At 63.0% G+C, this 26,689-nt stretch carries 14 protein-coding genes; 11 read left to right on the plus strand and 3 right to left on the minus strand.

Annotated features, from left to right (window positions below; all coding sequences use genetic code 11):
• Window positions 1-35 precede the first annotated feature (35 nt).
• A complete protein-coding gene (locus ATY78_RS06565) occupies window positions 36-1,544 on the minus strand; it encodes an O-antigen translocase (protein WP_088681526.1) in 1,509 nt (502 codons plus the stop codon).
• Between the two features lie 85 nt (window positions 1,545-1,629).
• A complete protein-coding gene (locus ATY78_RS06570; RefSeq protein WP_190237408.1) occupies window positions 1,630-2,946 on the minus strand; it encodes a polysaccharide biosynthesis/export family protein in 1,317 nt (438 codons plus the stop codon).
• Window positions 2,947-3,423: 477 nt separating this feature from the next.
• On the opposite strand from ATY78_RS06570, the gene ATY78_RS06575 reads away from it, so the two are divergent.
• From ATY78_RS06575 to ATY78_RS06605, 7 genes are all read left to right on the plus strand, one after another.
• Window positions 3,424-10,428 (plus strand): DUF4082 domain-containing protein, encoded by a 7,005-nt coding sequence (locus ATY78_RS06575; RefSeq protein WP_088681528.1) that lies wholly within the window; start codon window positions 3,424-3,426, stop codon window positions 10,426-10,428.
• A gap of 31 nt (window positions 10,429-10,459) precedes the next feature.
• Window positions 10,460-11,635 carry a GTP-binding protein gene (locus tag ATY78_RS06580; protein ID WP_088681529.1) on the plus strand — a complete coding sequence of 392 codons (1,176 nt, stop codon included), beginning with the start codon at window positions 10,460-10,462 and terminating at the stop codon, window positions 11,633-11,635.
• Window positions 11,636-11,821: 186 nt separating this feature from the next.
• On the plus strand, window positions 11,822-17,134 hold the full coding sequence (locus tag ATY78_RS06585) for a DUF4082 domain-containing protein (protein WP_088681530.1): 5,313 nt from the start codon (window positions 11,822-11,824) through the stop codon (window positions 17,132-17,134).
• A 49-nt stretch (window positions 17,135-17,183) separates the two neighbouring features.
• Window positions 17,184-18,401 (plus strand): GTP-binding protein, encoded by a 1,218-nt coding sequence (locus ATY78_RS06590; RefSeq protein WP_088681531.1) that lies wholly within the window; start codon window positions 17,184-17,186, stop codon window positions 18,399-18,401.
• 33 nt (window positions 18,402-18,434) lie between these two features.
• Window positions 18,435-18,737, plus strand: a complete 303-nt coding sequence (locus ATY78_RS06595; protein ID WP_088681532.1) for a hypothetical protein — start codon at window positions 18,435-18,437, stop codon at window positions 18,735-18,737.
• 96 nt (window positions 18,738-18,833) lie between these two features.
• A complete protein-coding gene (locus tag ATY78_RS06600) occupies window positions 18,834-20,978 on the plus strand; it encodes a peptidase domain-containing ABC transporter (RefSeq protein ID WP_088681533.1) in 2,145 nt (714 codons plus the stop codon).
• Window positions 20,975-22,414, plus strand: a complete 1,440-nt coding sequence (locus tag ATY78_RS06605) for an HlyD family type I secretion periplasmic adaptor subunit (protein ID WP_088681534.1) — start codon at window positions 20,975-20,977, stop codon at window positions 22,412-22,414. The genes ATY78_RS06600 and ATY78_RS06605 overlap by 4 nt, the downstream gene beginning before the upstream one ends.
• A gap of 44 nt (window positions 22,415-22,458) precedes the next feature.
• Here the strand turns inward: ATY78_RS06605 and ATY78_RS06610 are convergent, their stop codons facing one another.
• Window positions 22,459-23,484, minus strand: coding sequence for a LacI family DNA-binding transcriptional regulator (locus ATY78_RS06610; RefSeq protein WP_088681535.1), 1,026 nt, complete (start codon window positions 23,482-23,484; stop codon window positions 22,459-22,461).
• 248 nt (window positions 23,485-23,732) lie between these two features.
• Here ATY78_RS06610 and ATY78_RS06615 point away from each other — a divergent pair, with 248 nt between their 5' ends.
• The 4 genes from ATY78_RS06615 (at window position 23,733) to ATY78_RS06630 (ending at window position 26,672) form a co-directional block, all read left to right on the plus strand.
• Window positions 23,733-24,536 (plus strand): transporter substrate-binding domain-containing protein, encoded by an 804-nt coding sequence (locus ATY78_RS06615; protein WP_088681536.1) that lies wholly within the window; start codon window positions 23,733-23,735, stop codon window positions 24,534-24,536.
• A gap of 63 nt (window positions 24,537-24,599) precedes the next feature.
• Entirely contained in the window at window positions 24,600-25,304 is a 705-nt protein-coding gene (locus ATY78_RS06620) for an amino acid ABC transporter permease (protein ID WP_088681537.1), read from the plus strand.
• The gene (locus ATY78_RS06625; protein ID WP_088681591.1) at window positions 25,301-25,960 is read left to right on the plus strand and encodes an amino acid ABC transporter permease; all 660 of its coding nucleotides are present in this window, start codon (window positions 25,301-25,303) and stop codon (window positions 25,958-25,960) included. Before ATY78_RS06620 ends, ATY78_RS06625 begins: the two co-directional genes overlap by 4 nt.
• A complete protein-coding gene (locus ATY78_RS06630) occupies window positions 25,941-26,672 on the plus strand; it encodes an amino acid ABC transporter ATP-binding protein (RefSeq protein WP_088681538.1) in 732 nt (243 codons plus the stop codon). Before ATY78_RS06625 ends, ATY78_RS06630 begins: the two co-directional genes overlap by 20 nt.
• Window positions 26,673-26,689: the final 17 nt, after the last annotated feature.

The following is a 26,689-nucleotide window of genomic DNA, read 5'->3' on the forward strand; positions in this document are numbered from 1 at the left end:
AGGAAAGCGCGCATCATCTGATACGCGCCTTTTTCTCATGTGGATTTCGTGATCCATCCTCTGACGATTGCGGGCATCGACTCCGGCGGAAGCAGTTCCACCAGCATGCGCAGCGAGTACAGCCCGCTCAGAACGACCGCGACGGAGCCGATCACCATCGCCGACCATGCCGGCAAGACCAAGGAGGCCGAGAACACCAATCCCGACGCGGGCAGGAAAAGCAGGGCGTGCCGGCGATTGGCGCGCGACCAGCGGAAGCCGGTAAGCCGTCGCACGATCACGTAGATCAGGATGCTGTGCCAGACATAGAGGCCGAAAAACGCCATGCCGGCCCCTGGCGTACCGAGCTTCGAGACGAAGAGCCAGGCCAGCCCGACATGCACGAGCGTCGCGGCGACCTCCGTCCAGAAGAAGATCGTCTGCGCGCCCTTCGCGAGCACGATGAAACCCATCGGCCAGGCGACGATCCGGAGCATCATCCCAAGGCAGATCCAGCGCAGAAGATCCACGGCCCCGTGAAACTCCGTGGAATAGAACAGGCTCATCACGAGCGGCGCCAGGGTCAACGTGGCGATCAGGCCGGGGCCGGCCAGCAGCATGCTGATTTCAGCCTGCTCATTGACCAGCCGGTTGCACTCGGCATTGTTATCAGCCGTTGCGGTCAGGCGCGGATAGAAATCCGTGCCCATCGCCTGCAAGATGAAGCCGGCATAGAGACCGCCGAGCGCCCAGGCCGCCTGATACAGTCCCGCCGCCATGACGCCCCCTTCGTTCAGCACGATGATGCGGATGGCATAGGCGGCCCCGAAGGTCAGGAGCCCGCTTGCCATGAACGCGGCTCCGAGCTTGAACAGAGCCGTCGCCTCCCGGCCGAACTGGCGCGCCGACATCAGCGGTAGGTGCGTGCATATCTGTCTGCTGTACCACCAGGTCGGAAGGATTGAGACAGCCGCGATGGCCACGAGAGACGGCGCGATCGCCTGCGCGCCGAACAGGTAGATCAGCGGGATGCTCACCATCGTGCCGAAGAGCCCCGAAAGCACGTTGATGCGGGCTAGATTTGCAATGCCCCGCAAGCCCTGGATCAGCGCGGTCTGTCCGGCGGACACGACCCGAAAGAAGACGGCCAGGGCCAGCAGCACGATGCCGCCGGCGTGCTGGTAGTCGCCGAAGGTGAAATTCGAAACCGGAAACGCCAGCGCCGCGAGCAAGAGCGCCCCCAGCAAGCCGAGCACCACCGAGATGCGTCTGAGCGCCGTCGCCGACCGCGCGATACTCTCCGCGTCGCCGGTGCCCGCCGCCTCGGCGACCCGGCGCACCCCGCTGCCGCTCACGCCCAGGCCGGCTATCGCTTGCGCGATATCGATAATCGAGCCGTAAAGACCGATAAGCCCCACGCCTTCCGGCCCAAGCAGAACGGCGAGCGCCTTGTTGCGGACGATGCTAAGCGCGACATTCACGAGCGAGGAACCGCCCATCAGCATCGTCGACTTGAGGATCTGGGTGTAGGTCTGACCGCTCGGTGGGATCATGCGCAAGGTCATCAAACGTCCCTAGCCTTCATGATAGAGCAATTCCGTGCTTCGAAGAAAAACGGAATTTCTCTATGAGGCCCCGGCCGTTCGCTGGTCACTGGCTTGTCCGATTTGCGAGCGTCTCGGTCTCCGTCTCTCCAGATTGATCGGAGGTGGGCTCGGACAATTCGTCCGGAATGCGCGGCCGAACGACTCTCACCACGTCACCCGGCGCCAGCGTCGTCGTTTCCGAGGCTTGGAATTGATCGATTCGTCCTTCGTTCCGCCGGCTGACGGTGAAAGTGATCGGGAGCTCCTCGCTGCGGCTTTTCAAGCCATCGTCGGCCGCGAGTTCATCGATAAGCAGCTTCTGCGTCATCTCACGCTTCATTTTGAGCTGATCGAGATTTGCCCGTTCCGACTGCGCTTCGACCGCGACTTCGCTCCGCCGCGTGTCGGACAGCCCCTCGAGATTCCGCGTTGTCTCGCTGATTGCCTGACGGCCCCGCATGATGGCGGTAACGAGGTCGAGCTTGTCGGAGCGATAAGTCGTCAACAATCGTTCCAGGTCCAACTGCCTCGACGAGATCGTGAGGCCTTTCTGCACCAGGGACTTAACGCTGGTCAGCTGGTCCTCGACCGATTTGATATTGTCGTCCGCGCCCACCAGTTTCTCTTCCAGCGTCGAAATTTCGGTGGTCAAAAGTTCGCGCAATTCCGTGAGCGCCTTTGACTGTCTCTCCAGTGCACTTGCACGAGCTTGAAAAATAACCCTCTCCTCGCTGTATATCCCAGCGGAAAACTGCTGATCGGCGCCGCTCGCCTGACCGAAGGTAATTTCCTTCGCACCGGCCATCTCGGCCTGGAGCCGCGACAGTTTCGCGGCGCTGCGGAGGATCGAATGATCGATTTCCCGCAATTCGCCTGCGAGCTTGATCGACTGCGTTTGCAGCAGATTTTTCGCGCGAAGCGGGCCGCCGCTCATTGCCAGGGATTGCAGGACGGTAAGGCCGGGGCGGAATTTATACTCTCCGGGCGTGGTGACGTCTCCCACGACATAGATCGGCGGATATTCGAGAATTTGGATCGTAACCGCGGGTGGCTGAACCAACCCGATTTTTTCCTGCAGACGCTTGGCAATCTTGTCCGTGAGGTCGGCGTTATCGAGACTGCCGATGGGAAAAGAGCCGAGAAACGGCAAAAAGACCGTGCCGTCATCCGAGACCGTGTATTCGCCGCCGAGCGCATCCCAGCGTTCATATTGGCCTTTGGACTGCATCCATTGGACGATCGTCAGGCGGATTTTCGTTTGTGGCGCCAAGGGGGCATTGTCAGCCAAAGCTGGTGACGCGGCTCCGGCAAGAAAGGCGAGAGCACCGATGACGAAGGTCGCACGAGAGAACAGGTGGGGAGCGCGGTGCGATAGATTCATGTACATGTCTCGCCTGCAAAACATCCCTGAGCGGGTACTGGCACAATGCCTTAAACGCTGCGCGGGCGCCGGACGCCAGGTCCGAAACCGCATCACCAGTGTGCAGTCTGGCGAGGGCTTGAGGAAGGTGGAGGTCGTTTGCTTTGCCGCATCATTATTGATGAGGTGGGGGAGGGGGCTTCATCCTAAATCGAGCAGGAACACACGTCTTCGGCGCGGCACGAAGGCATCGCCCGGGAAAATCGAAAGGTCATGCACGCAGAAATAGGCGCGCTGGCCGCGAAGGACGGCGCAGGAAGCGGCGAAGCTTGTGATTTTATGTGTCTCGCCCAACAACTCGCCGCTGCAATACGGCCGATTGCCCAAAGGATGCCGCCTGTAGAGCAAAAGGCGTAGGATATACTCGCGTATTTTTCGACTATACTTCGCGGGTTCATAATAAATTTGATCCCGACAATTTCGCGAGAGGTTCCTGCCATGTATCGCAACGCTCGCCGGTGGAACGCGCGCTCACTCCTGATGGATTCGTTGTTTCCCCGATGGTTGACCGTCGGCGGAAAGGCAAAGCCGCGCAAGCCTGCCGATAAGCGCTGGGACAGCGCTCAACTTGCGGCATCCGTGCATACCACGGATGGAAGCAAACATGACGCCGTCCTTGCCGGCGATCCCTACAGCAGCGCGGCGCTCGATGAGGTTAGACAGGGAGAGGACGTGATCGGTGACGCCGACACCAGCCGCGCAGAGCCGCTCGTGCCCGACACTTTCACGACACATCGCGAAACGGGGGTTCGAAGCGCCGACACCGCAGCGTCACGGTCCGCCCATGCGGCTGGGCATTTCGAGCCGAGCGCGGACAAAGTTGCGTTCGGGGCGGCATCGTCGCTTTATCGCACCTATGCAGGAATGAGCCCCATAGCCGGCGACCCTCTGGCTCCGTATCTGCCGCAAAGCCCGGCACCGACAGCGTCGGCGCAAGGTTCTGCTGCGGTCACCGCCGAGCGGGCGCACTCGGGCAAAGTCGTCATTCTGGAATCAGCTCCGTCGGCGCAGGCGACTGCCCAACATGCCGGAGCCAATTCACTGGCGTTCGGCATGCCCTTCGGTGTGTGCGGATGCGGCTACTTTACCTCTCCCACGCGGATTCTCGATTGGGCGCATGGCAGCGCCATGCTTCAACAGGACGGTCAACTGCCGGGAACCAGACTGACCGAGGGGCCGGACTACGTATCGACGATCAAGCGGGCGATCGGCGCCTCGATCAGCGACCCGCTTCTCGATCGTGACCTGTCCCCCCTCTCCGGCTGGCGCGGAACCGCAAACTGGACGGATTCAACGGTCCTCAACGGATCATTGCCAGGCGGCGGAGAGACCGGAACGGGCGGCGCCAAAGCCAATAGTATCGGCATCCTTTCCGGCTCTGTGACGACGCCGCCTTCCCCGCAGCAGCGGTCGCTGACCACGCAAAATCTGGCGGCCGCGGCCGCAGTCGACAACATAATCGTGCTGGAAAACCAGAAGCAGGGCAACCCGGAGAGCGAGTGGGGTATCGACGGCGCCGGCAGCTCCAACATCGAGGGGTTTGCGACCGACATCAGCGTCGACAACGGCAAGACGATCAGCTTCAAGATCAACACGAATTCCACCAATTATCGGATCGATATCTACAGGCTCGGCTATTATGGCGGCATGGGCGCCCGCAAGGTCGCCACGATGCAGCACACCGGATTGCAGACGCAGCCCAATCCGTTGCGCAACGCCTCGACCGGCACGGTGGATGCCGGCAACTGGGCGGTCTCGGCGTCGTGGGCCGTACCGGAGGACGCCGTTTCCGGCGTCTATATCGCCAAGCTCGTGCGTCAGGACGGCACGGCCGGCGAAAATCACATCCCATTCATCGTGCGCGACGACAGCAGCCAGAGTGACATCGTCTTCCAGACCGCAGACCAGACCTGGCAAGCTTACAACGGCTGGGGTGGCGCAAACCTCTATGGCGGCAACGGTCCGGCGACGGGACAGGGTGCTGGTCGCGCCTACGCGGTCAGCTACAACAGGCCGATTGCGACCCGTGGCGGCGTCGGCACTTATGCCGCTCCCCAGGACTATCTGTTTGGCGCCGAATATGCAGGCATCTACTGGCTGGAACAGAACGGCTACGATGTTTCGTACCTGTCGGGTGTCGACGTCGACCGCTATGGCAGCCTCTTGCTCAATCACAAGACCTATATCGATGCCGGGCATGACGAATATTGGTCGGGACAACAGCGGACGAATGTCGAGGCCGCGCGCGATGCGGGCGTCAACCTCATGTTCTGGAGCGGTAACGAGGTCTATTGGCGCACCCGTTGGGGAAATGCCTACAGCGCCGACGGCACGCCTTATCGCACTCTGATCACCTACAAGGAGACATGGGCCGGCAGCGGCATCGATCCTTCCAACGAATGGACGGGCACTTTCCGCGATCCACGCTTCAGCCCACCCGCCATTGGCGGCGGCAGTCCGGAAAACTCGCTGACCGGGCAGTTGTTCAAGGTCGACGATGTCGGCAGCAATCTCAGCGCCATCACGATTGGATATGATGACGCCAACCTGCGCTTCTGGCGCAATACGAGCGTCGCCAACCTTCAGCCCGGCCAAACGGCGACGCTTACCAAGAACTATCTCGGTTACGAGTGGGACGAAGCGCCTGACAACGGCTTCGATCCGGCCGGCCTCGTGAAGCTGTCGTCGACGACGCTTCCGGTCAGCACTTACCTGCTCGATTACGGGAACACCACCGGCAATGCGACCGCGACCCATAATCTGACGCTCTATCGCGCGCCCAGCGGTGCGCTGGTGTTCGGCGCCGGCACGGTCTACTGGACATGGGGACTGAGCGACAATCACGACAATCAGGCGACTCCGACCGATCCCCGCGTCCAGCAGGCAATGGTCAATTTGCTTGCCGACATGGGCATCCAGCCTGGAACGCTGCAATCCGGGCTCACCGCCGCGACCGCCTCGTCGGACCACACTGCGCCGACCTCCGTCATCACGGTGCCGGGGACGGTGGCCGTTGGGTCCACCGTGACGATTACGGGCACCGCTGCCGATACCGGCGGCGGGGTCATCGCCGCCGTCGAGGTTTCGACCGACAACGGCGCGAGCTGGCATCCGGCGACCGGTGATGAGAACTGGACCTACAGCTGGTCGCCGCAGGTCGCCGGCAGCTACACGATCCTGTCCCGCGCCGTGGACGATAACGTCAACCTCGAAACACCTTCGGCCGGACGCACTGTCACCGTCAGCGGGCCGAGTTATACTTCCCTCTTCGGCGCGTCGACGCCAGCCGTCGTCAATACGAACGATACGTCGGCCGTCGAGCTCGGAGTGCGCTTCCAGACCTCCATGGCGGGGACTGTCAGCGGCATTCGTTTTTACAAGGGCAGCCAGGACACGGGTACGCATACAGGTTCACTCTGGTCGAGCACGGGTACGCGGATCGCGACCCTCACCTTCACGAACGAGACCGCCAGCGGCTGGCAGACCGCGTATTTCTCCAGCCCGGTGGCGTTGACGGTAGGGCAGATCTATACGGCGTCTTACCATACCAACACCGGTCATTACTCGACCACGGCCGATTACTTTCTCTCCAATGTGACGAGTGGTCCGCTGACTGCACCCGCAAGCGGCAATGGCGTATACAGATACGGCAGCAGCAGCCTGTATCCTACGGCCACCTACAATGAGACGAATTACTGGGTCGATGTAATGTTCAATCCGTCGTCCTCCAACAGGGCGCCGACGGCGGTTGCCGATGCCGGGGACGCAACGGAGAAGGGTGGCGTCGCCAACGGCTCGGGCGGCGTGGCCGCCAGCGGCAACGTACTCACCAACGACACCGATCCCGATACCGGCGATACCAAGACGGTGACGGCGGTCAGCTTCGGTGCGACGTCAGGCACGCTCGGTTCGTCGCTCAACGGCGCCTATGGCAGCCTCGTGCTCAACGCATCGGGCACCTATAACTATACCGTCAACGAGACCAATGCTTCCGTGCAGGCGCTGCGCCTGTCCACCAACACGCTGAGCGATGTCTTCAGCTACACGATGCGCGATACGTCGGGCGCCACATCAACGGCAAACCTCACCGTCACCATCCACGGCGCCAATGACGCGCCGGTGCTCGCCGTCCAGACCGCCGGCCAGAACGCCACGGTCGGCTCCGCCTTCTCCTTCACGCTGCCGACCACCACCTTCAGCGATGTCGACAGCAACGAAACGCTGGCCTACGCGGCAACCGCCGCCGACGGCACGGCGCTGCCCGCCTGGCTCGCCTTCAACGCCACGACGCGCACCTTCTCCGGCACGCCGACGACATCAGGCACCTATGGCGTCAGGGTGACGGCCACCGATCTCGGCGGCCTTGCCGCCAACGAAACCTTCAATATCGCCGTGTCGGCGCCCGGCAACAGGGCGCCGACGGCGGTTGCCGATGCAGGCGATGCGACGGAAAAGGGTGGCGTGGCCAACGGTTCGGGCGGCGTGGCCGCCAGCGGCAACGTGCTCACCAACGACACCGATCCGGATACCGGCGACACCAAGACGGTGACGGCGGTCAGCTTCGGCGCGACGTCAGGCACGCTCGGTTCGTCGCTCAACGGCGCCTATGGCAGCCTCGTGCTCAACGCATCGGGCGTCTATAACTATACCGTCAACGAGACCAATGCCTCCGTGCAGGCGCTGCGCCTGTCCACCAACACGCTGAGCGATGTCTTCAGCTATACGATGCGCGATACGTCGGGCGCCATCGCCACGGCAAACCTCACCGTCACCATCCATGGCGCCAACGACGCGCCGGTGCTCGCCGTCCAGACGGCGACCCAGAACGCCACCGTCGGTTCCGCCTTCTCCTTCACGCTGCCGACCACCACTTTCAGCGATGTCGACAGCAACGAAACGCTGGCCTATGCGGCAACCGCCGCCGACGGCACGGCGCTGCCCGCCTGGCTCGCCTTCAACGCCTCGACGCGCACCTTCTCCGGCACGCCGACGACAGCAGGCACATACGGCGTCAGGGTGACGGCCACCGATCTCGGCGGCCTCTCGACCAACGAGACCTTCAATATCACCGCGACAGTGGCGCCTACGACCTACAGCCTGTTCAACGCTTCCAGCACGCCGGCCCAGACGAACCTCAATGACGGCCAGCAGCTCGGGCTCGGCGTCAAGTTCCAGTCGAACGTCGCCGGTGACATTACCGGCATCAAGTTCTACCGCAGCGCCAACGACAACGGACAGAACGTCGTCGACCTGTGGACCACCACCGGCACCAGGCTTGCCACCGCCACCTTCAGCAACACCACCGCGAGCGGCTGGCAGACGGTGAACTTCACGACACCCTTTACCATCGCCGCCAATACCACCTACATCGCCTCCTACCACACGACGGGCGCTTACGTGGCGACCAACAATTTCTATACGACCGCCGTCACCAGCGGTCCGCTGACGGCTCAGTCGAGCGCCGTCGCCGGCGGCAATGGCGTCTATGCCTATGGCGGAACCGCGACCACGAGCATTTTCCCGAATGCCACCTTCAACGCTGCCAATTATTTTGCCGATGTGGTCTTCCGGCCATCATCTCCCAACAACACACCGACAGCGGTTGCCGATGCCGGGGACGCAACGGAGAAGGGTGGCGTTGCCAACGGCTCGGGCGGCGTGGCCGCCAGCGGCAACGTGCTCACCAACGACACCGATCCCGATACCGGCGATACCAAGACGGTGACGGCGGTCAGCTTCGGCGCGACGTCAGGCACGCTCGGTTCGTCGCTCAACGGCGCCTATGGCAGCCTCGTGCTCAACGCATCGGGCACCTATAACTATACCGTCAACGAGACCAATGCTTCCGTGCAGGCGCTGCGCCTGTCCACCAACACGCTGAGCGATGTCTTCAGCTACACGATGCGCGATACGTCGGGCGCCACATCAACGGCAAACCTCACCGTCACCATCCACGGCGCCAATGACGCGCCGGTGCTCGCCGTCCAGACCGCCGGCCAGAACGCCACGGTCGGCTCCGCCTTCTCCTTCACGCTGCCGACCACCACCTTCAGCGATGTCGACAGCAACGAAACGCTGGCCTACGCGGCAACCGCCGCCGACGGCACGGCGCTGCCCGCCTGGCTCGCCTTCAACGCCACGACGCGCACCTTCTCCGGCACGCCGACGACATCAGGCACCTATGGCGTCAGGGTGACGGCCACCGATCTCGGCGGCCTTGCCGCCAACGAAACCTTCAATATCGCCGTGTCGGCGCCCGGCAACAGGGCGCCGACGGCGGTTGCCGATGCAGGCGATGCGACGGAAAAGGGTGGCGTGGCCAACGGTTCGGGCGGCGTGGCCGCCAGCGGCAACGTGCTCACCAACGACACCGATCCGGATACCGGCGACACCAAGACGGTGACGGCGGTCAGCTTCGGCGCGACGTCAGGCACGCTCGGTTCGTCGCTCAACGGCGCCTATGGCAGCCTCGTGCTCAACGCATCGGGCGTCTATAACTATACCGTCAACGAGACCAATGCCTCCGTGCAGGCGCTGCGCCTGTCCACCAACACGCTGAGCGATGTCTTCAGCTATACGATGCGCGATACGTCGGGCGCCATCGCCACGGCAAACCTCACCGTCACCATCCATGGCGCCAACGACGCGCCGGTGCTCGCCGTCCAGACGGCGACCCAGAACGCCACCGTCGGTTCCGCCTTCTCCTTCACGCTGCCGACCACCACTTTCAGCGATGTCGACAGCAACGAAACGCTGGCCTATGCGGCAACCGCCGCCGACGGCACGGCGCTGCCCGCCTGGCTCGCCTTCAACGCCTCGACGCGCACCTTCTCCGGCACGCCGACGACAGCAGGCACATACGGCGTCAGGGTGACGGCCACCGATCTCGGCGGCCTCTCGACCAACGAGACCTTCAATATCACCGCGACAGTGGCGCCTACGACCTACAGCCTGTTCAACGCTTCCAGCACGCCGGCCCAGACGAACCTCAATGACGGCCAGCAGCTCGGGCTCGGCGTCAAGTTCCAGTCGAACGTCGCCGGTGACATTACCGGCATCAAGTTCTATCGCAGCGCCAACGACAACGGACAGAACGTCGTCGATCTGTGGACCACCACCGGCACCAGGCTTGCCACCGCCACCTTCAGCAACACCACCGCGAGCGGCTGGCAGACGGTGAACTTCACGACACCCTTTACCATCGCCGCCAACACCACCTACATCGCCTCCTACCACACGACAGGCGCTTACGTGGCGACAGACGGTTTCTTCACGAATGGCGTTTCCAACGGCCCGCTATCGGCCCTGTCGAGCGCTGCTGCCAGCGGCAACGGCGTCTATGCCTATGGCGGAACCGCGACCACGGGCATTTTCCCGACCAGCACCTTCGATTCGGCAAACTATTATGCCGACGTGGTCTTCCGCCCGCAGCTTGTCGCGTGAGGCATAGGATGAGATCAGGAACGGGTTTCGAATGAGCAGACTGCCCGTGACAGTGCTCGCCGGTTTTCTCGGCGCCGGCAAGACGACGCTTCTCAGCCACGTGTTGACCAATCGCGAGGGCTTGCGGGTTGCCGTCATCGTCAACGATATGAGCGAAGTGAACATAGACGCCAGTCTCATTCGAGACGGCGGCTGCAACCTGTCGCATACGACCGAGACGCTGATTGAACTCAGCAACGGCTGCATATGCTGCACCCTGCGCAACGACCTCTTGACGGAAGTACGGCGACTGGCCGAAGAAGGGCGATACGACTATCTGCTGATAGAAGGGACCGGCATCGCGGAGCCGTGCCCCATCGCTGCAACCTTTTCCTTCCGCGACGAGAAGGGTGTTTCGCTCTCCGATTTTGCGAAGCTCGACACGATGGTCACCGTCGTCGACGCCGCAAGCCTCCTGGCCGATTACAGCAGCGCCGATCTGCTTGCCGACCGCGGCCTGCAGCGGGACGGCGAGGACCGGCGGACGCTCATCGACCTGTTGGTGGACCAGATCGAGTTTGCCGATGTCGTCGTCATCAACAAGATCTCGGACGCGAGCGAGGAGATGCGCGCGGAAGTCCGCAAGACGGTGGCGGCCCTCAACCCCGATGCGCGCCAGGTGGAGACGGACTTCGGCAAGGTTTCTCTTGCGGCCGTGCTCGATACGGGGCTCTTCGACGAAGCGAAAGCCGCCGCCCATCCGTTGTGGCACAAGGAATTGTACAGCCCGGGCGACCATGTTCCGGAGACGGAAGAATACGGGGTATCGAGCTTCGTCTATCGCACCAGACGTCCCTTCGACCCCATGCGGTTTCGAGCCTTCCTGGACGAGCCCTGGCCGGGGGTCATCCGCGCCAAAGGCCATTTCTGGCTTGCCACGCGGCCGCGTCACGTGGGTCTGATGTCGGCCGCCGGAGTGCAACGGCGCTGTGAACCCATGGGACTTTGGTGGGCAGCCGTCCCCCCACAGGACTGGCCGAACCATCGGCAGTTTCGTGAGCAACTGGAGAGCCGGTGGGACAACGCCTGGGGCGACCGTCGGCAGGAACTCGTGTTCATCGGCGTCGATATGGACGAGACGGCTGTGCGGACGGCGCTGGACGACTGCCTGGCCAGCCCAGATCCGCGTGAGTGGCGGGCTCTCGAAGATCCGTTTCCGGCCTGGTAGCACGCGCCGGCGGCCGAGTTAGCCGGCTCGACCAGCCCAATAATCAGAATTCCTTTTCAGCCAGCCACGGCCACTTGGCAGTCGCCGCCCGCCCGTGTGCGGTGAGGGGTCATCACATGGGCGTATGGGGGTACCACCCATATACCCAAGATTGCTGTCGTACGTTCCCTGACGAAAGCTGGCAGGATGAAGTCTTCCAATGTCGGTCGACGGGAAACGGGGGCGCCACTCTTGCTGAGAATTCATGTAAGGAATCGTGAGTACCTGTGTATTGCCGGCGTCACGCCGAGCGTCAGTCAAACATCCTCTGCCTGGACCTCATTGCTTGGAACTGCGATCGTGGTGTCTTCGAGCACCCAGGGTCCCTCCAGCTTTGCCAGTCAGGGAAGCGCCGCCGTCCAATCCTCCTTCACCGGCGCCATCCCATCTTCCCTGATATCATCAGGCGGCACGCAATCCTCGACGGCGATATCGCCACCTTCGGGCGATGGCGGCACGCAGGACACGTCCACCAAGACGGCTTTGCTTGGGACGGTTCTGCAGACGACGACCACGTCAATCGAGCGCACCGTGCTCGGCCCGGACCCATACCAGGAGGCGGCGACGCTGCCTGCGGCGCCCACGCTGACGGGTATCACCAGCGATGCCGGCACGGCGAGCCCCACGCCGCAGCCGCTCGATCCTTCCATCAGCACCGGCACGGCGTCGTTGAGCCTTCAGACCTCGATAGCCTCCATCTCGCTGCAGCCGAGCGAGGAGGTTTCCGCCGAGACCCCGGTGGGCTCGGTGGCGCTCGCAGCGCCTGTGGCTGCGGCTGTGGCCGTGCCGACGCTCAACAAGATCGCACTCGAAAACCTGAAGCAGGGCAACCCCATTAGCGAGTGGGGGCTGGAGGGCGATGGCAACGGCACCATCCAGGGCTTTGCGACCGAAATCAGCACGAATATCGGCCAGACGGTCGATTTCAAGATCGCCACGGATTCCACCCATTACCGCATCGATATCTACCGCATGGGCTATTACGGCGGGGCCGGCGCGCGTAAGGTCGACTCGATCGAGAAGTCGCTGACGACGGCGCAGATCCAGCCGCATCCGATCGTCGACATGTCGCTCGGTCTCATCGATTGCGGCAACTGGTCGGTTTCCGCCAGCTGGCAGATCCCCGCCGATGCCGTCTCCGGCGTCTATTTCGCCAAGCTGGTGCGCGAGGACGGCACCGAGGATGCGAGCATCATCCCCTTCGTCGTGCGCGACGACGCCTCGACCAGCGATATCGTCTTTCAGACCTCAGACACGACATGGCAGGCCTATAATGCCTGGGGCGGCGCCAGCCTCTATTACGGCGAAGTGCCCGTCGACCCGGCAGACATGATCGGCTACCTGCCGCCGAACTGCAGCTGCGGCCTGACCGCGATCGGCCGCGCCTCGGCCGTAAGCTATAACAGGCCGATCATCACCAATACGAGCCCGATCGGCGGCTCGCACGATTACATCTTCGGCGTCGAATCCTCCGCCATCTCCTGGCTGGAGCAGAACGGCTACGACGTGTCCTATATCTCCGGCGTCGATGCCACGCGCAGCGGCGCGCTGCTGCTTAACCACGATGCCTATCTCTCCGTCGGCCATGACGAATACTGGTCGGCCGAGCAGCGCGCCAATGTCGAGGCGGCCCGCGATGCCGGCGTCAACCTCGCCTTCTGGAGCGGCAACGAATGCTATTGGAAGGTCCGCTGGGAAAGCAGCATAGACGGCAGCGGCCAGGCCTATCGCACCATGGTCTGCTACAAGGAGACCTGGGGCACGAGCACGGACCCGAGCAATGTCGGCACCGGCACCTGGCGCGACCCGCGTTATGCCGATCCGGGGCAGGAGCCGGAGAATTCGCTGACGGGCACGATGTTCCAGGTGGACAGTTACCGCCAGGATACGATCTCCATCCCTTACGACTATTCGAACTTGCGCTTCTGGCGCAATACCGACGTCTCTGAGATCAACGAGGGCGACACCTACAATCTGGTGCAGAACCTGCTCGGCTATGAGTGGGATTCCGATGTCGAGAACGGCTTCCGGCCGGATGGACTCGTCAACCTGTCGCTCTCGTCCATCTCGGTCGATACCTATCTGCGCGATTACGGCACGACGGTCGGTTCCGCCGTCGCCACGCACAGTCTCACCATGTACCGGGCCGCCAGCGGCGCGCTGGTTTTCGGCGCCGGCACCGTCTTCTGGTCCTGGGGCCTCAGCGACAACCACCAGGGCCCGACGACATCGACCGATCGCAACGTGCAGCAGGCGATGGTCAACATGTTCGCGGACATGGGCATCCAGCCGACCACGCTCGATGCGAGCCTGATCCTCGCGACACAATCGACCGACACGCTGAAGCCCACTTCGTCGATCAGCTCGTCGATGTCAGGCGCAAGCTTCGTCGAGGGGCAGCGCGTGACGATCACCGGCACGGCGCAGGATTTCGGCGGCGGCATCATTGCCGGCGTCGAGGTCTCCACCGACGGCGGCCAGCACTGGTTCAAGGCCACTGGCCGCGAGAGCTGGAGCTACAACTGGGTCGTCCAGGCGAGCGGCACCTATACGATCCTGTCGCGTGCCGTCGACGACAGCGTCAATATGGAGGCACCATCGGCCGGCAAGCAGGTCACGGTGACCCTGCCGGCAACGACGACGAGCCTCTGGACGCTTGCGGAAAAGCCGGTAATCGAAACCGCGATCGATCGCGATCCCGTCGAACTCGGCCTGCGCTTCCAGGCAACGACGGCAGGATCGGTGCAGGGCATCCGCTTCTATAAGGGCTTCTACAATACCGGCGACCACGTCGTCAGCCTCTGGACCGGCGACGGAACGCTGCTGGCGACCGGGGTGTCGGTGGGCGAGCCGCTCTCCGGCTGGCAGACAGTGATGTTCTCCAGCCCGATCCAGATCGCGGCAGGCACCACCTATGTGGCGTCCTATCACAGCAACGGATTCTTCTCGCTCACCGAGAACTATTTCAGCGAGCCCTATGCCAGCGGCGCGCTGAAGGCCGTCGATGGCGGCGGCGTCTTCGCCTACAGCGCCAATGCCGGCACATTCCCCGGCCAGAGCCCCGGCGGCTCCAACTACTGGGTGGACGTGGTCTTCGATGCCGGCCCGAACAGCCAGCCGGTCGCGACCGACGACACCGGGCTGACCATCGGCCACAATGGAACGCTCGTCATCTCGATTGCCGCGCTCGTGGCAAACGATACCGATCCCAACGGCGATGCGCTGACCATCACCGCCGTCGGCAATGCGCTCAACGGCACGGTCGCTCTCAACACGCAGACCGGAACCATCACCTTCACGCCCACCAGCAATTATTCAGGCCCGGCAAGCTTCAGCTATACGCTGTCGGACGGGCGCGGCGGCTCGGATCAGGGCAATGTCAGCCTCACCGTTCAGGCCGGTCCGGCCGGCGAGACGCTGTTTACCGCAAGCGAAGGACCGACCGGCGGCGGCTTCAACGACAATACGGCGATGGAACTCGGCATGAAGTTCGTCGCTTCCGTCAACGGCACGGTCTCCGGCATCCGCTACTACAAGGCTGCCGGCGATACCAGTGCACATACCGGCTCCATCTGGAGGGCGGATGGCACGCTGGTTGCCACGGTCAGCTTCATCAACGAGTCGCTCTCCGGCTGGCAGACCGCGACCTTCTCCACGCCGCTGCAGATCACGGCGGGCGCGACCTATGTCGCCTCCTACCATACGACCGGCAGCTACGTGGCGACAGCGGGCTATTTCAACACGGCGCATACCAACGGCTCGCTCACGGCGCTGGCCGGTGCGAACGGCGTCTACGCGGTCGGATCGGGCTCGACTTTCCCGACCCAGAGCTATCAGTCGACGAATTACTGGGTCGATGTCGTCTTCAACCAGTCGACGGGCAACACGGCGCCGGTCGCCGCCAATGACAACGGCTACACGACCTATGCCAATACGGCGCTGTCGATTGCCGCCGCCAATCTGCTCGCCAATGACAGCGATGCCGATGGCGACCCGCTTGCCGTCACCGGCGCAAACGGCGCGGTCAACGGAACGGTGACCTTCAACAGCCAGACCAATACAGTGACCTTCACGCCGACGGCAGGTTATACGGGTTCGGCAAGCTTCTCCTATTCGATCTCGGACGGGCAGGGCGGCACGGCCTCGGCAACTGTCAGCCTCACGGTCAATTCGCAGCCCGGCGGCGGGGCGACATCGAGCCTGTTCACCGGCGCAGACACATCAGGGGTTACTTCGGCCAACGACGCCAACTCGGTCGAGCTCGGCGTCAAGTTCATCGCTTCGGCCAACGGCCAGATCACCGGGCTCACCTATTACAAGAGCGCCCAGGATACCGGCACGCATGTCGGCTCGCTCTGGACGACAGGCGGTCAGTTGCTTGGCCAGGCGACCTTCATCAACGAGACGGCGAGCGGCTGGCAGACCGTCTCCTTCACCCAGCCGATCAACATCACGGCCGGCACCACCTATGTGGCGAGCTACCATTCCAACGGCTTCTATTCGGCAACGGCCAACTATTTCACGACGGATTATACGAGCGGCGCGCTGACGGCGCCGGCAAGTTCGGTCAGCGGCGGCAACGGCGTCTATGCCTATGGCACGAGCAGCCTGTTCCCGACCTCCTCCTACAATGCCGCGAACTACTGGGTCGACGTGCTCTATCAGCAGGGCACGCAGAATGCGGTCCCGGTCGCCGCCAACGACAGCGGCTTCTCGACCAATACCGGCACGCCCGTTACCATCCAGGCCTCGGCGCTGCTTTCAAACGATAGCGATGGCGATGGCGATCCGCTTGTCATCACCGGCGTCAGCGGCGCGGTCAACGGCTCGGTCGCCTGGAATGCCCAGGCCCAGACCGTGACCTTCACGCCGACTGCGGGCTATTCCGGGCCGGCGAGCTTCAGCTACGCGATCTCGGACGGCAAGGGCGGCACGGCCTCGGCTCAGGTCGCGCTCACCATCAACCCGGCCGCGGGTCCGGAGCAGAACCTCTTTGCCGCCGGCGCGACGCCCTCGGTCGTCTCGGTCAACGATAACCAGCAGATCAATCTCGGCATGAAATTCCAGGCCGATGCCGCCGGCTGGATCACCGCCATCCGTTTCTACAAGGGCACCGACAATACCGGCCCGCACAACGGCTATCTGTGGACGGCTTCCGGCACGCTGCTCGGCAGCGTCACCTTCAACAACGAGACGGCGAGCGGCTGGCAGACCGCGCAGCTCAGCCAGCAGATCGCCATCCAGGCGGATACGACCTACGTCGTCTCCTACTCAACCAACGGCAATTATTCGGCGACCGGCAATTATTTTGCCAGCGACGTGACCAACGGGAATCTGAAGGCGCCCGGCGGCAGCAACGGCGTCTATGCCTATGGATCGGCCGGGCTGTTCCCGACCGCCAGCTATAACAGCACGAACTACTACGTGGACGTGGCATTCAAACCGCAGCTCGCGGCGTAACGCCCACGCGGATGCAAGGCCAAGCATGCTGTAAAGAGTGAGAGTATCGATGATGCGTACGGATATCAGATTGCCGGTTACGGTTCTCGCCGGGTTTCTCGGCGCCGGTAAGACGACTGTGCTCAATCATGTCCTGAGCAATCGGGAGGGTCGCCGGGTTGCCGTCATCGTCAACGATATGAGCGAGGTCAACATCGACGCCGATCTCCTGCGCGAGGGCGGTGCGGACCTGCTGCGCACGGACGAGACGCTGGTGGAGCTCACCAATGGATGCATCTGCTGCACGCTCCGCGAAGATCTCCTGAGCGAGGTGCGGCGGCTGGCCGCCGCCGGCCGTTTCGACTATCTGCTGATCGAGGGCACCGGCATTGCCGAGCCGCTGCCTGTTGCAGCCACCTTCTCCTTCCGCGACGAGAGCGGGGCGGCCCTTTGCGACGTGGCAAGGCTCGACACGATGGTCTGCGTCGTCGATGCGGTCAATCTGCTTGCCGATTACCGGAGCGCCGAATTTCTTGCCGATCGCGGCGAAAGGCGTGACGGGGACGACGAGCGCAAGCTCGTGGAACTGCTCGTCGAGCAGATCGAATTTTCCGATGTCGTCATCATCAACAAGGCAGGCGACGTGTCCTGCGCCGACCTTGCCGAGGTTCGCCGGGTCGTCGCCGCACTCAATCCGGATGCCCAGGTCATCGAGGCGGTCTTCGGCCAGGTGCCGCTCGGCACGATCCTGGATACCGGCCTCTTCAGCGAGGCGAAGGCCGCCCGCCATCCGCTCTGGCACAAGGAGCTCTTCGGCTGGGGCGAGCATGTGCCGGAGACCGAGGAATACGGCATTTCAAGCTTCGTCTATCGCAGCCGCCGGCCCTTCGAGCCGCTGAGGCTCAAGGATTTTCTCGACAGGAAATGGGCGGGCCTCATCCGCGCAAAGGGTCATTTCTGGCTGGCGACGAGGCCGGATGAGATCGGCCTCCTATCGATCGCCGGCACTCAATGCCGCATCGAAACCAGGGGATACTGGTGGGCCTCCGTGCCGCGGGTGCAATGGCCGCGCTTTCCGCAATTCCGGGAGCTCATCGACCGGCATTGGGACGATGTCTGGGGCGACCGCCGCCAGGAACTCGTCTTCATCGGTTCGGGCTTCGACAAGGCGGCGATCCGGGCCGCGCTCGACGATTGCCTGACCGGGGACGAAACAGGCTTCGATCCGCAGACCGCCGTCGGCCTTCGCGATCCGTTTCCGGCGTGGCGGCACGACGCTCACAGGTGAAAGTATTTTTCCAGTCAACCAGAGGAGAGAACCATGAGCAGCGAACTTTATGCAGACGGCATCGGCGAAATCACCGTCACGGGCACGATCGTGCGCATCGACCTGATGTCGCTTTCGGCCACCGACCGCGATGCCAACAACAATCCGAAGCCGGTCTTCCGCCAGCGCATCATCATGCCGATCGACGCCTTCGCCAATGCGGTCGATCTCATGCAGAAGGCGCTCGGCGGCTTGGTCGAGGCGGGTGCGGTTCGCCGCGTCGGCGACATGTCGGCGGCTGGCGATATGCAATCGGCGCCGGGCGGCGCGTCGAACGCCTCGCCGAACTTCAACTGATAAACGGGGTGCGGAGTCTGCGCGTCCATCCGGACGCGCAACGGACGCCCCGGCTTTTAAATCCAAGTCTCGGTCTCGTAGTGTTTCGGGTGGGCCATGAGTGGTTTTCTGCATACCAATCTGCACTGTCTTGCGCTCGTCGCGCGTCATCACGGGGTCGATCTTTCCCCTGAGCGATTGCAGCACGATTATGCCGTCGGCAACGATCCGGTGGCCGTGCGGCAGATGCTCCGGATGGCCAAGGATGCCGGCCTCAGGGCCACGCACCTGACGCTCGACTGGCGGAGCCTGTTCCAGCTCGGCGAGGCCTTCCCGGTCCTTGCCGAACTTTCGAACGGCAATTGGGTGGTCATCGCCGGGGCTCTCGGGGAGGGCGAAGATGAGAGAATCCGTGTTCTCGACCCGCTTGCCACGCGCCCCGACGTCATGCTGCTGAGCGAGGAGCAGTTCGCCAAGGCCTGGCTCGGATCGGTGGTTCTGCTGAAGCGCAACTATCGCATGTCGGATGAGGACCGGCCCTTCGGCTTCCGCTGGTTCATTCCCGAAATCATCCGCCAGCGCAGCTTCTTCCGCGACGTGGCGCTCGCAGCCTTCGTGCTCTACGGCCTCGGGCTGACGACGCCGATGTTCTTCCAGCTCGTCATCGACAAGGTGCTGGTCCACCAGAGCTATGCAACGCTGACCGTTCTGACGATCGGTATCGCGGTAGCCCTCGTTTTCGACGCGACCTTCAGCTTCCTGCGCCGATATCTGCTGCTCTACGCCACCAACAGGATCGACATCCGGGTGGCGACGCGCACTTTCGGCCATCTGCTCAACCTGCCGATCGCGCTCTTCGAGCAGGCCTCGGCCGGCGTTCTCGTCAAGCATATGCAGCAGACGGGACGCATCCGCGAATTCCTGACCGGCCGGCTGTTTCTGACGCTGCTCGACGGCGTATCGCTCTTCGTCTTCGTGCCGATCCTGCTTCTCTACAGCGTCAAGCTGACGCTCGTGGTGCTCGGCTTCGCAGCGCTCGTCGGGCTTGTCGTGATGATGCTCGTCGGGCCGTTCCAGCGCCGCCTGCAGGCGCTCTACCAGGCCGAAGGCGACCGGCAGGCCCTGCTTGTCGAAACCGTGCACGGCATGCGCACCGTCAAGTCACTGGCGCTGGAGCCGCGCCAGCGCAAGGTGTGGGACGATTATTCGGCGCAGTCGATCTCCGTGCGGTTCCGGGTCGAGAAGATCTCGACCATCGCCCAGTCGCTGACCGGGCTTCTGGAAAAGCTGATGAGTGTCGCGATCATCGGGCTCGGCGCGCTCGACGTATTCAGCGGTGCGATGACGATCGGCGCGCTTGTTGCCTTCAACATGCTCGCCGGCCGCGTTTCAGGGCCGCTCGTGCAGATCGTCACCATGGTGCACGAATATCAGGAAGTGGCGCTTTCCGTGCGCATGCTCGGCGAGATCATGAACCAGCGGCCGGAGCAGGCGGGCCGCGGCCGTGGTGTACGGCCGCATCTGCATGGCCGCATCGACTTCGACAAGGTCACCTTCCGCTATTCTCCCGATACGGCGCCTGCGCTCGACAATGTCTCCTTCGCCATTCCGGCGGGCTCGGTCTTCGGCGTGGTCGGCAAGAGCGGCTCCGGCAAGACGACGATCACCCGGCTCATCCAGGGGCTCTACCAGAGCCAGGAGGGGCTGGTGCGCATGGATGGTTACGACAGCCGCGAGATCGACCTCGTGCATTTGAGAACCAGCATCGGCGTCGTGCTGCAGGATAATTTCCTGTTCCGCGGCTCGGTGCGCGACAATATCGCCGCCGCCAAACCCGATGCCAGCATCGAGGAGATCATGGAGGTCGCCCGCGTCGCCGGTGCGGAGGAATTCATCGAGCGCCTGCCGCGCGGCTTCGACACGATGCTGGAAGAAAACGCCGCCAACCTTTCCGGCGGGCAGAAGCAGCGGCTGGCGATCGCGCGCGCGCTGATCACCGACCCGAAGCTTCTGATCTTCGACGAGGCGACGAGCGCGCTCGACCCCGACAGCGAGGCGATCATCCGCGAGAATCTGAGCCGCATCGCCGCCGGGCGCACCGTCATCATCGTCTCGCACCGGCTTTCGACGCTTGTCGATGCCGATGCCATTCTCGTCATCGATCGGGGCAAGGTCGCCGATATCGGCCGGCACGACCAGTTGGTGTCGCGCTGCATGACCTATCGCCACCTGTGGGCACAGCAAATGAGGCAGGTCGCATGAACGCGCACGTCAGAAAATCCAGCGAGAACCTGCCCGTCGCCTCAGACAATGGTTCAGACAAGGGACCACCAGGCAGGAGCGGGCCGCTCGTCGCCCGCCCGCCGCTGCCGCCGGCGATAGTGGAATTCCAGTCCGACGCCGTCGAGCTGGAAGAACGCGCCCCGCCGCGCGTCGCGCGCATGACGCTCTATTGCGTGACGGCGCTGATTGCCGCGACCATCATCTGGGCCTCCGTCTCCGATATCGACGAGGTGGTGATCGCGCCCGGCAAGCTCGTCACCACGCAACCGACCATCGTCGTCCAGCCGCTGGAAACCTCGATCATCCGCACGATCGACGTGAAGGCCGGCGAGGTGGTGCATGCCGGCCAGACGCTCGCGACGCTCGACGCCACCTTCAGCCAGGCCGATGTCGACCAGCAGCATGCAAAATTCAGCGCGCTCGATGCCCAGGTGAAGCGCATCGAAGCGGAGCTTGCCGGCGACGACTACCCCGTCATGGCCGGCAACACGCCCGACGAGATGCTGCAGGTGCAGCTCTTCGGCCAGCGGCGGGCCTTCTACACGGCGCAGCTGCAGAATTTCGAGCAGCAGATCGCCGGCCAGTCGGCGGCACTTGCCGCGGCCAAGAACCAGGAGGCCGTGCTCATCGACCGGCGCGATACGCTCTCGCAGATCGAAGGCGCACGCGAGCGGCTCTTCAACAAGCAGAGCGGCTCGCTGATCACGATGCTGGGCTCGCGCGACGCCCGCCTCGACGTCGAATCCGATCTGACCGCCGTCCGCGGCAGGGCCGACGAGGCGGCGCATGCCTATGCCAAGCTGAAAGCCGACCGCCAGGCCTTCATCGAGGATTTCCGCCGCGCCGCGATGGAGCAGCTGGTGGAGCTGCGCGGCCAGCGCGACATGGCGGATGAAGAGCTGAAGAAGATGGAGCTGCGCCGCAACATGGTGTCGCTGACCGCACCCGCCGACGCCGTCGTGCTGGATCTCGCCCAGCGCTCCATCGGCTCCGTCGTGCGCGAAGCCGAACCGATCGTCACCCTGGTGCCGATCAACGTGCCGCTCGAAGCCGAAGTGTCGATCAACACGCGCGACATCGGCCGCATCGCCGTGGGCAAGGAGGCCCGCATCAAGCTCGACGCCTATCCCTTCCAGAAATACGGCACGGCCTCCGGCGAGGTGCGCACCATCAGCCAGGACACGTTCCTGACCGGCCAGCAGGACCAGACCGCCACCCCGAGCCAGCCGGCCGCCCCCTTCTTCAAGGCCCGCGTCCTGCTTGCCGACACCCGGCTGAACGCCGCGGATATACCGGTGCGGCTGCTTCCCGGCATGACGGTGTCGGCGGAAATCAAGGTCGGCCAGCGCACGGTGATCTCCTATTTTCTGTATCCGCTGCTGCGCGGCCTCGACAACGCGATCCGCGAACCGTAGGGCGCTGCGCATCGGTCACGGTCAACTGCCAAGCGACGATTGGCCTATGCGGGGTGAGTGGTATTGCCTTGTACCAGCTCGATCCGGGCTTGCCAGAAATCCGGCACAGGCTCTCCCTCGGTCATCCGCAACAGCGCCTGTGCAGCCTTCTCTCCGATTTCCGTGCGCGGCACGTCGATCGTGGTGAGCCGCGTTCGGACCGCATTGGCGAGCGATGTGCCATTGAAGCCGGCCACGGAAATCCGCTCAGGCACCGGAATGCCGGCCTGGTGCAAGTAGGAGAGACCGCCCAGCGCCATAGTATCGTTGAGGAAGTGAATGCCGTCGATTTCAGGGTGCATCCGCATGAGTTGTTCCGTCAGGAAACGTCCCGTGACAGCCTGCCGCGGCCTATCCTCGCAGATCACATTGATGAGATCGATGTGGGCCGCGGCAAGCGACGATTTCAGCGCGAGATAACGCCGGCGGGCGTTGAGGTCCTTGTCGAGTTCGGCGCCCACATAGGCAATGCGCCTCAGGCCCCGATCAAGGAAATGGGTTGCAACCAGGCGTCCCGCGTCCTCGTGTGATGGACCAGCGCTGAAATCCAACGCGTGCCTGTCGCAATCCCAAAGCTGGATCGCCGGGCAATTTCGCCGAGCCAGAAGCGCTTCCGCATCGGCACTTCTTGCCATGCCGCCGTTCAGCAGGAGCCCGGCTGGCCGGAAGGACAGCATGGCCCGGATCAAGTCCGCCTCGATGGACGGATCAAATTGTGATTCACCGATGAATGTTTGGAACCCCCGCGGCCTGAGTATCGCATTAACCCCGCTGAGGACTTCCGAATAGACGATGTCACTGATCGACGGGATGATGACCGCGACGATCCGGCTTCTGCGCGAACTCAATGTACCGGCGAGGCTGTTGGGCAGGTATCCAAGCTCGTGCGCCGCCTGCCTCACTCTCTGCCGCGTTTCCTCCGAAATGTTGCCGACCTCCCGCAGCACTTTGGAGACGGTCATCTTGCTCACCCCCGCCTTGGCGGCCACCTCAGCCAGGGTGACGGTTTTCGAGCGCTCTGAGGCCACCATTTTCTCCTGTTCTCCGATGCTTATGAATTCGCTTGACGCAGAAAAATGTTATCGATAACTTTGCCACGAGGTTAGCGATAACCTTAAAGCTGGCAGCCTGTAATCTCAAGCCCTTCGGACGTCGTCCGGTCGGCATAATGGAAGGCTCTCATGCCGGCGATGGGAGGTCCGGCACGCGGTTCGCAAGGCTTCGAAGCAGAAGCGAGCGAAAACGCGACCGTTTGAAATCATCCAGAGGAGGAAGGTCAATGAAGTTTTCGAATAGCATCCGAACCGCACTGGCTGCGATCGGGATCGTCGCGGCCGGCTTGGCGTCTGCGGTCGAGGCGCATGCCGTCACGCTGAACGACATCATCTCGCGCGGCACCGTCCGTATTGGCGTCCTGACCGGCGCGCCGCCCATGGGAATGGTTGATGAAAAGGGCAATCCCACCGGCTACGATGTCGATGTCGCGAACCTGATCGGGGGGTATCTGTCGCTGCCCGTCGAGCTTGTGCCCTTGACACCGCCGGCCCGAATTCCCGCTTTGCAGACCGGTAAGGTCGATTTCCTCGTCGCCACGCTGGCGCCGACCGGGGAGCGTGCGAAGACCGTGATGTTCACCCAGCCCTACAGCGCCTTCAATATGGACATCATCTCCGGGCCTGACCAGAAATTTGCCAAGCTTGCCGATCTCGAAGGCAAGCGCGTGGCCGCCAATCGTGGTTCGTCGCAGGAAACAGCGTTGCGCAAAGCTGCGATTCCAGGCCTGGAAATCGTCGTTTACGAGGATGATTCCACCAGCGCGCAGGCGCTGATCGCCGGCCAGGTTGATGCGGTAGCGCTGCCCTCGACGGTCGGCGACGCGATCATCAAGCAGCGCCCGGATGCCGGCCTGCAGGTCGGCTTCACTTTCTTCCAGCAGGGGAACTCGATGGCTACCAAGCTTGAAGATTTCGAACTGCGCCAATGGCTCAATACCGCCATCTACCTGATGAAGGTCTCCGGCGATCTCGACAAGATTGCGACGAAATGGACCGGCCGGCCGATGCCGACACTGCCGACGTTCTGATCGCCGTTTCCCGGACCCGCCGGCAATTGCGCCGGCGGATTCTCCCTTAGCCACGGAGTCCTCATGTCCTACACATTTCAGTTCGGCGTGCTGGCCCAATACCAGGAGCAGATCTTCAGCGGCATCTGGCTGACGATCAAGCTGTCGGTGTTGTCGATCATTCTCGGCTGCACTGCCGGCATAATGCTTGCCTCGGTACGCTCCGTCTGGGGCGGTGTGGTCCGCCTTCTCGTCGATGCCTATGTCGAGATCATCCGCAATACGCCCTTCCTGGTCCAGCTGTTCATCGTCTATTTCGGCCTACCGGGCCTCGGCCTGCGCGTCGGTGCCGATACGGCTGCGCTGATCGGCATGACAATCAACCTTGCCGCTTATTCGACGGAGATCATTCGGGCCGGCATCGAGGCAATCCACAGGTCGCAGATCGAGGCTGGCGAAGCCTTGGGGCTCACGCGTTTCCAGATCTATCGTCACGTCATCATCGTGCCGGCGATCGCAAAGGTCTATCCGGCGCTGTGCAGCCAATTCGTGCTGATGATGCTGGCCTCCAGCATCTGCTCAGCCATCTCGACCCAAGAGCTCGCCGCCTCGGCTGCCTTTATCGAATCGCAGACCTACCGGTCCTTCGAAATCTATATCGCCGTCACGGTGATCTACCTCGCCCTGGCGCTGGCGCTGCGCGCTGCGCTTGCCCTGATCGGCATGCGGCTTTTCGGCCGCCGCGTCGCCCGGCGAGCGATGACGGTGCTCCCGGAGGTGCAGGCATGACCTTCACGACCTTTGGCGCCGATCAGTTCGGCTTTCTTCTTCTATCGCTGCGATGGACGCTCCTCCTGACCATTATCGCGCTGATCGGCGGCGGTTTGCTGGGCTTTGCCGTTGCGCTCGCCCGCACGGCGCAGTTGAAGCCTGTGCGAATTGCCGCCGCCACCTATATCCAGATCATCCAGGGCATTCCGGTGCTGATGATCCTGTTTCTCTCCTATTATGGCCTCAGCCTCGCCGGCCTGGAACTGCCGCCCCTCTTCGCGGCAGGGGCGTCCATGACGATCTATGCCTCCGGCTATCTTGCGGAAATCTGGCGGGGCTGCATCCAGGCAGTGCCGAAGCAGCAATGGGAGGCCTCGGAATCCCTCGCCATGAGCAGGTTGCAGCAATACCGCTTTGTGATCCTGCCGCAGGCCATGCGCATCTCCTTGCCGCCGACCGTCGGTTTTGGCGTCCAGGTGGTGAAGAACACTTCGATCGCCTCGATCATCGGCTTCGTCGAGCTTGCCCGGGCAGGGCAGCTCATCAACAACGCGACGTTCCAGCCATTCCGCGTCTTCCTCGTGGTCGCCGCGCTTTATTTCGTCGTCTGTTACCCATTGTCCCAGCTTTCACGCTTGCTGGAAAGGAGGCTTCATGCCGGAAGTAGTCGTTGAAAACGTCCATAAGAGCTTCGGTGCTCTCGAAGTCCTCAAAGGAGTATCTCTGACCGTCGGCCGCGGGGACGTCTTTGCGCTGATAGGTCGATCGGGCTCGGGCAAAAGCACGCTGCTGCGCTGCATGAACGGCCTGGAAAAGATCAATTCCGGCCGCATCGAAATTGCCGGCCATACACTCGGTCAAGATGCAAAGGCGCTTCGCAAGCTCCGCACCGACGTCGGCATCGTCTTCCAGAGCTACAATCTCTTTCCGCACCTGACTGTGGGCGAGAACATCATGCTGGCGCCGCGGATCGTCAAGAACGTTGCGAAGGCGAAAGCCCGTGAGGTTGCCGGCGAGGTACTGAAACTCGTCGGCCTGGCGGAAAAGTTCGACTCCTACCCGGACCAGCTTTCCGGTGGCCAGCAGCAGCGCGTCGCCATCGCCCGGTCGCTCGCGATGCGGCCGAAGGTCATGCTGTTCGACGAGGTCACATCGGCCCTCGATCCAGAGCTCACCGAAGAAGTGCTCATGGTGATGGAACAGCTCGCCCGCGACGGCATGACCATGATCCTCGTGACGCATGAAATGGCTTTTGCCCGGCGCGTCGCTACGCAGACGATCTTCATGCACAAGGGAAAAATCTGGGAGCAGGGACCGTCTGCAAAGCTCTTCGCCGACCCGCAGACGCCGGAACTGCGGCAGTTCGTGAAATCCGACGTCAAATAGAGGCTAGGCGCATCGGA

This window comes from Rhizobium sp. R635 (assembly GCF_002211285.1).
In the GTDB taxonomy this organism is placed as follows: Bacteria; Pseudomonadota; Alphaproteobacteria; order Rhizobiales; family Rhizobiaceae; genus Rhizobium.

Coding starts and splice junctions, on each gene's coding strand:
- ATY78_RS06565 (WP_088681526.1), bottom strand. CDS start 1,544: ATGACCTTGCGCATGATCCCACCGAGCGGTCAGACCTACACCCAGATC.
- ATY78_RS06570 (WP_190237408.1), bottom strand. CDS start 2,946: ATGAATCTATCGCACCGCGCTCCCCACCTGTTCTCTCGTGCGACCTTC.
- ATY78_RS06575 (WP_088681528.1), top strand. CDS start 3,424: ATGTATCGCAACGCTCGCCGGTGGAACGCGCGCTCACTCCTGATGGAT.
- ATY78_RS06580 (WP_088681529.1), top strand. CDS start 10,460: ATGAGCAGACTGCCCGTGACAGTGCTCGCCGGTTTTCTCGGCGCCGGC.
- ATY78_RS06585 (WP_088681530.1), top strand. CDS start 11,822: ATGAAGTCTTCCAATGTCGGTCGACGGGAAACGGGGGCGCCACTCTTG.
- ATY78_RS06590 (WP_088681531.1), top strand. CDS start 17,184: ATGATGCGTACGGATATCAGATTGCCGGTTACGGTTCTCGCCGGGTTT.
- ATY78_RS06595 (WP_088681532.1), top strand. CDS start 18,435: ATGAGCAGCGAACTTTATGCAGACGGCATCGGCGAAATCACCGTCACG.
- ATY78_RS06600 (WP_088681533.1), top strand. CDS start 18,834: ATGAGTGGTTTTCTGCATACCAATCTGCACTGTCTTGCGCTCGTCGCG.
- ATY78_RS06605 (WP_088681534.1), top strand. CDS start 20,975: ATGAACGCGCACGTCAGAAAATCCAGCGAGAACCTGCCCGTCGCCTCA.
- ATY78_RS06610 (WP_088681535.1), bottom strand. CDS start 23,484: ATGGTGGCCTCAGAGCGCTCGAAAACCGTCACCCTGGCTGAGGTGGCC.
- ATY78_RS06615 (WP_088681536.1), top strand. CDS start 23,733: ATGAAGTTTTCGAATAGCATCCGAACCGCACTGGCTGCGATCGGGATC.
- ATY78_RS06620 (WP_088681537.1), top strand. CDS start 24,600: ATGTCCTACACATTTCAGTTCGGCGTGCTGGCCCAATACCAGGAGCAG.
- ATY78_RS06625 (WP_088681591.1), top strand. CDS start 25,301: ATGACCTTCACGACCTTTGGCGCCGATCAGTTCGGCTTTCTTCTTCTA.
- ATY78_RS06630 (WP_088681538.1), top strand. CDS start 25,941: ATGCCGGAAGTAGTCGTTGAAAACGTCCATAAGAGCTTCGGTGCTCTC.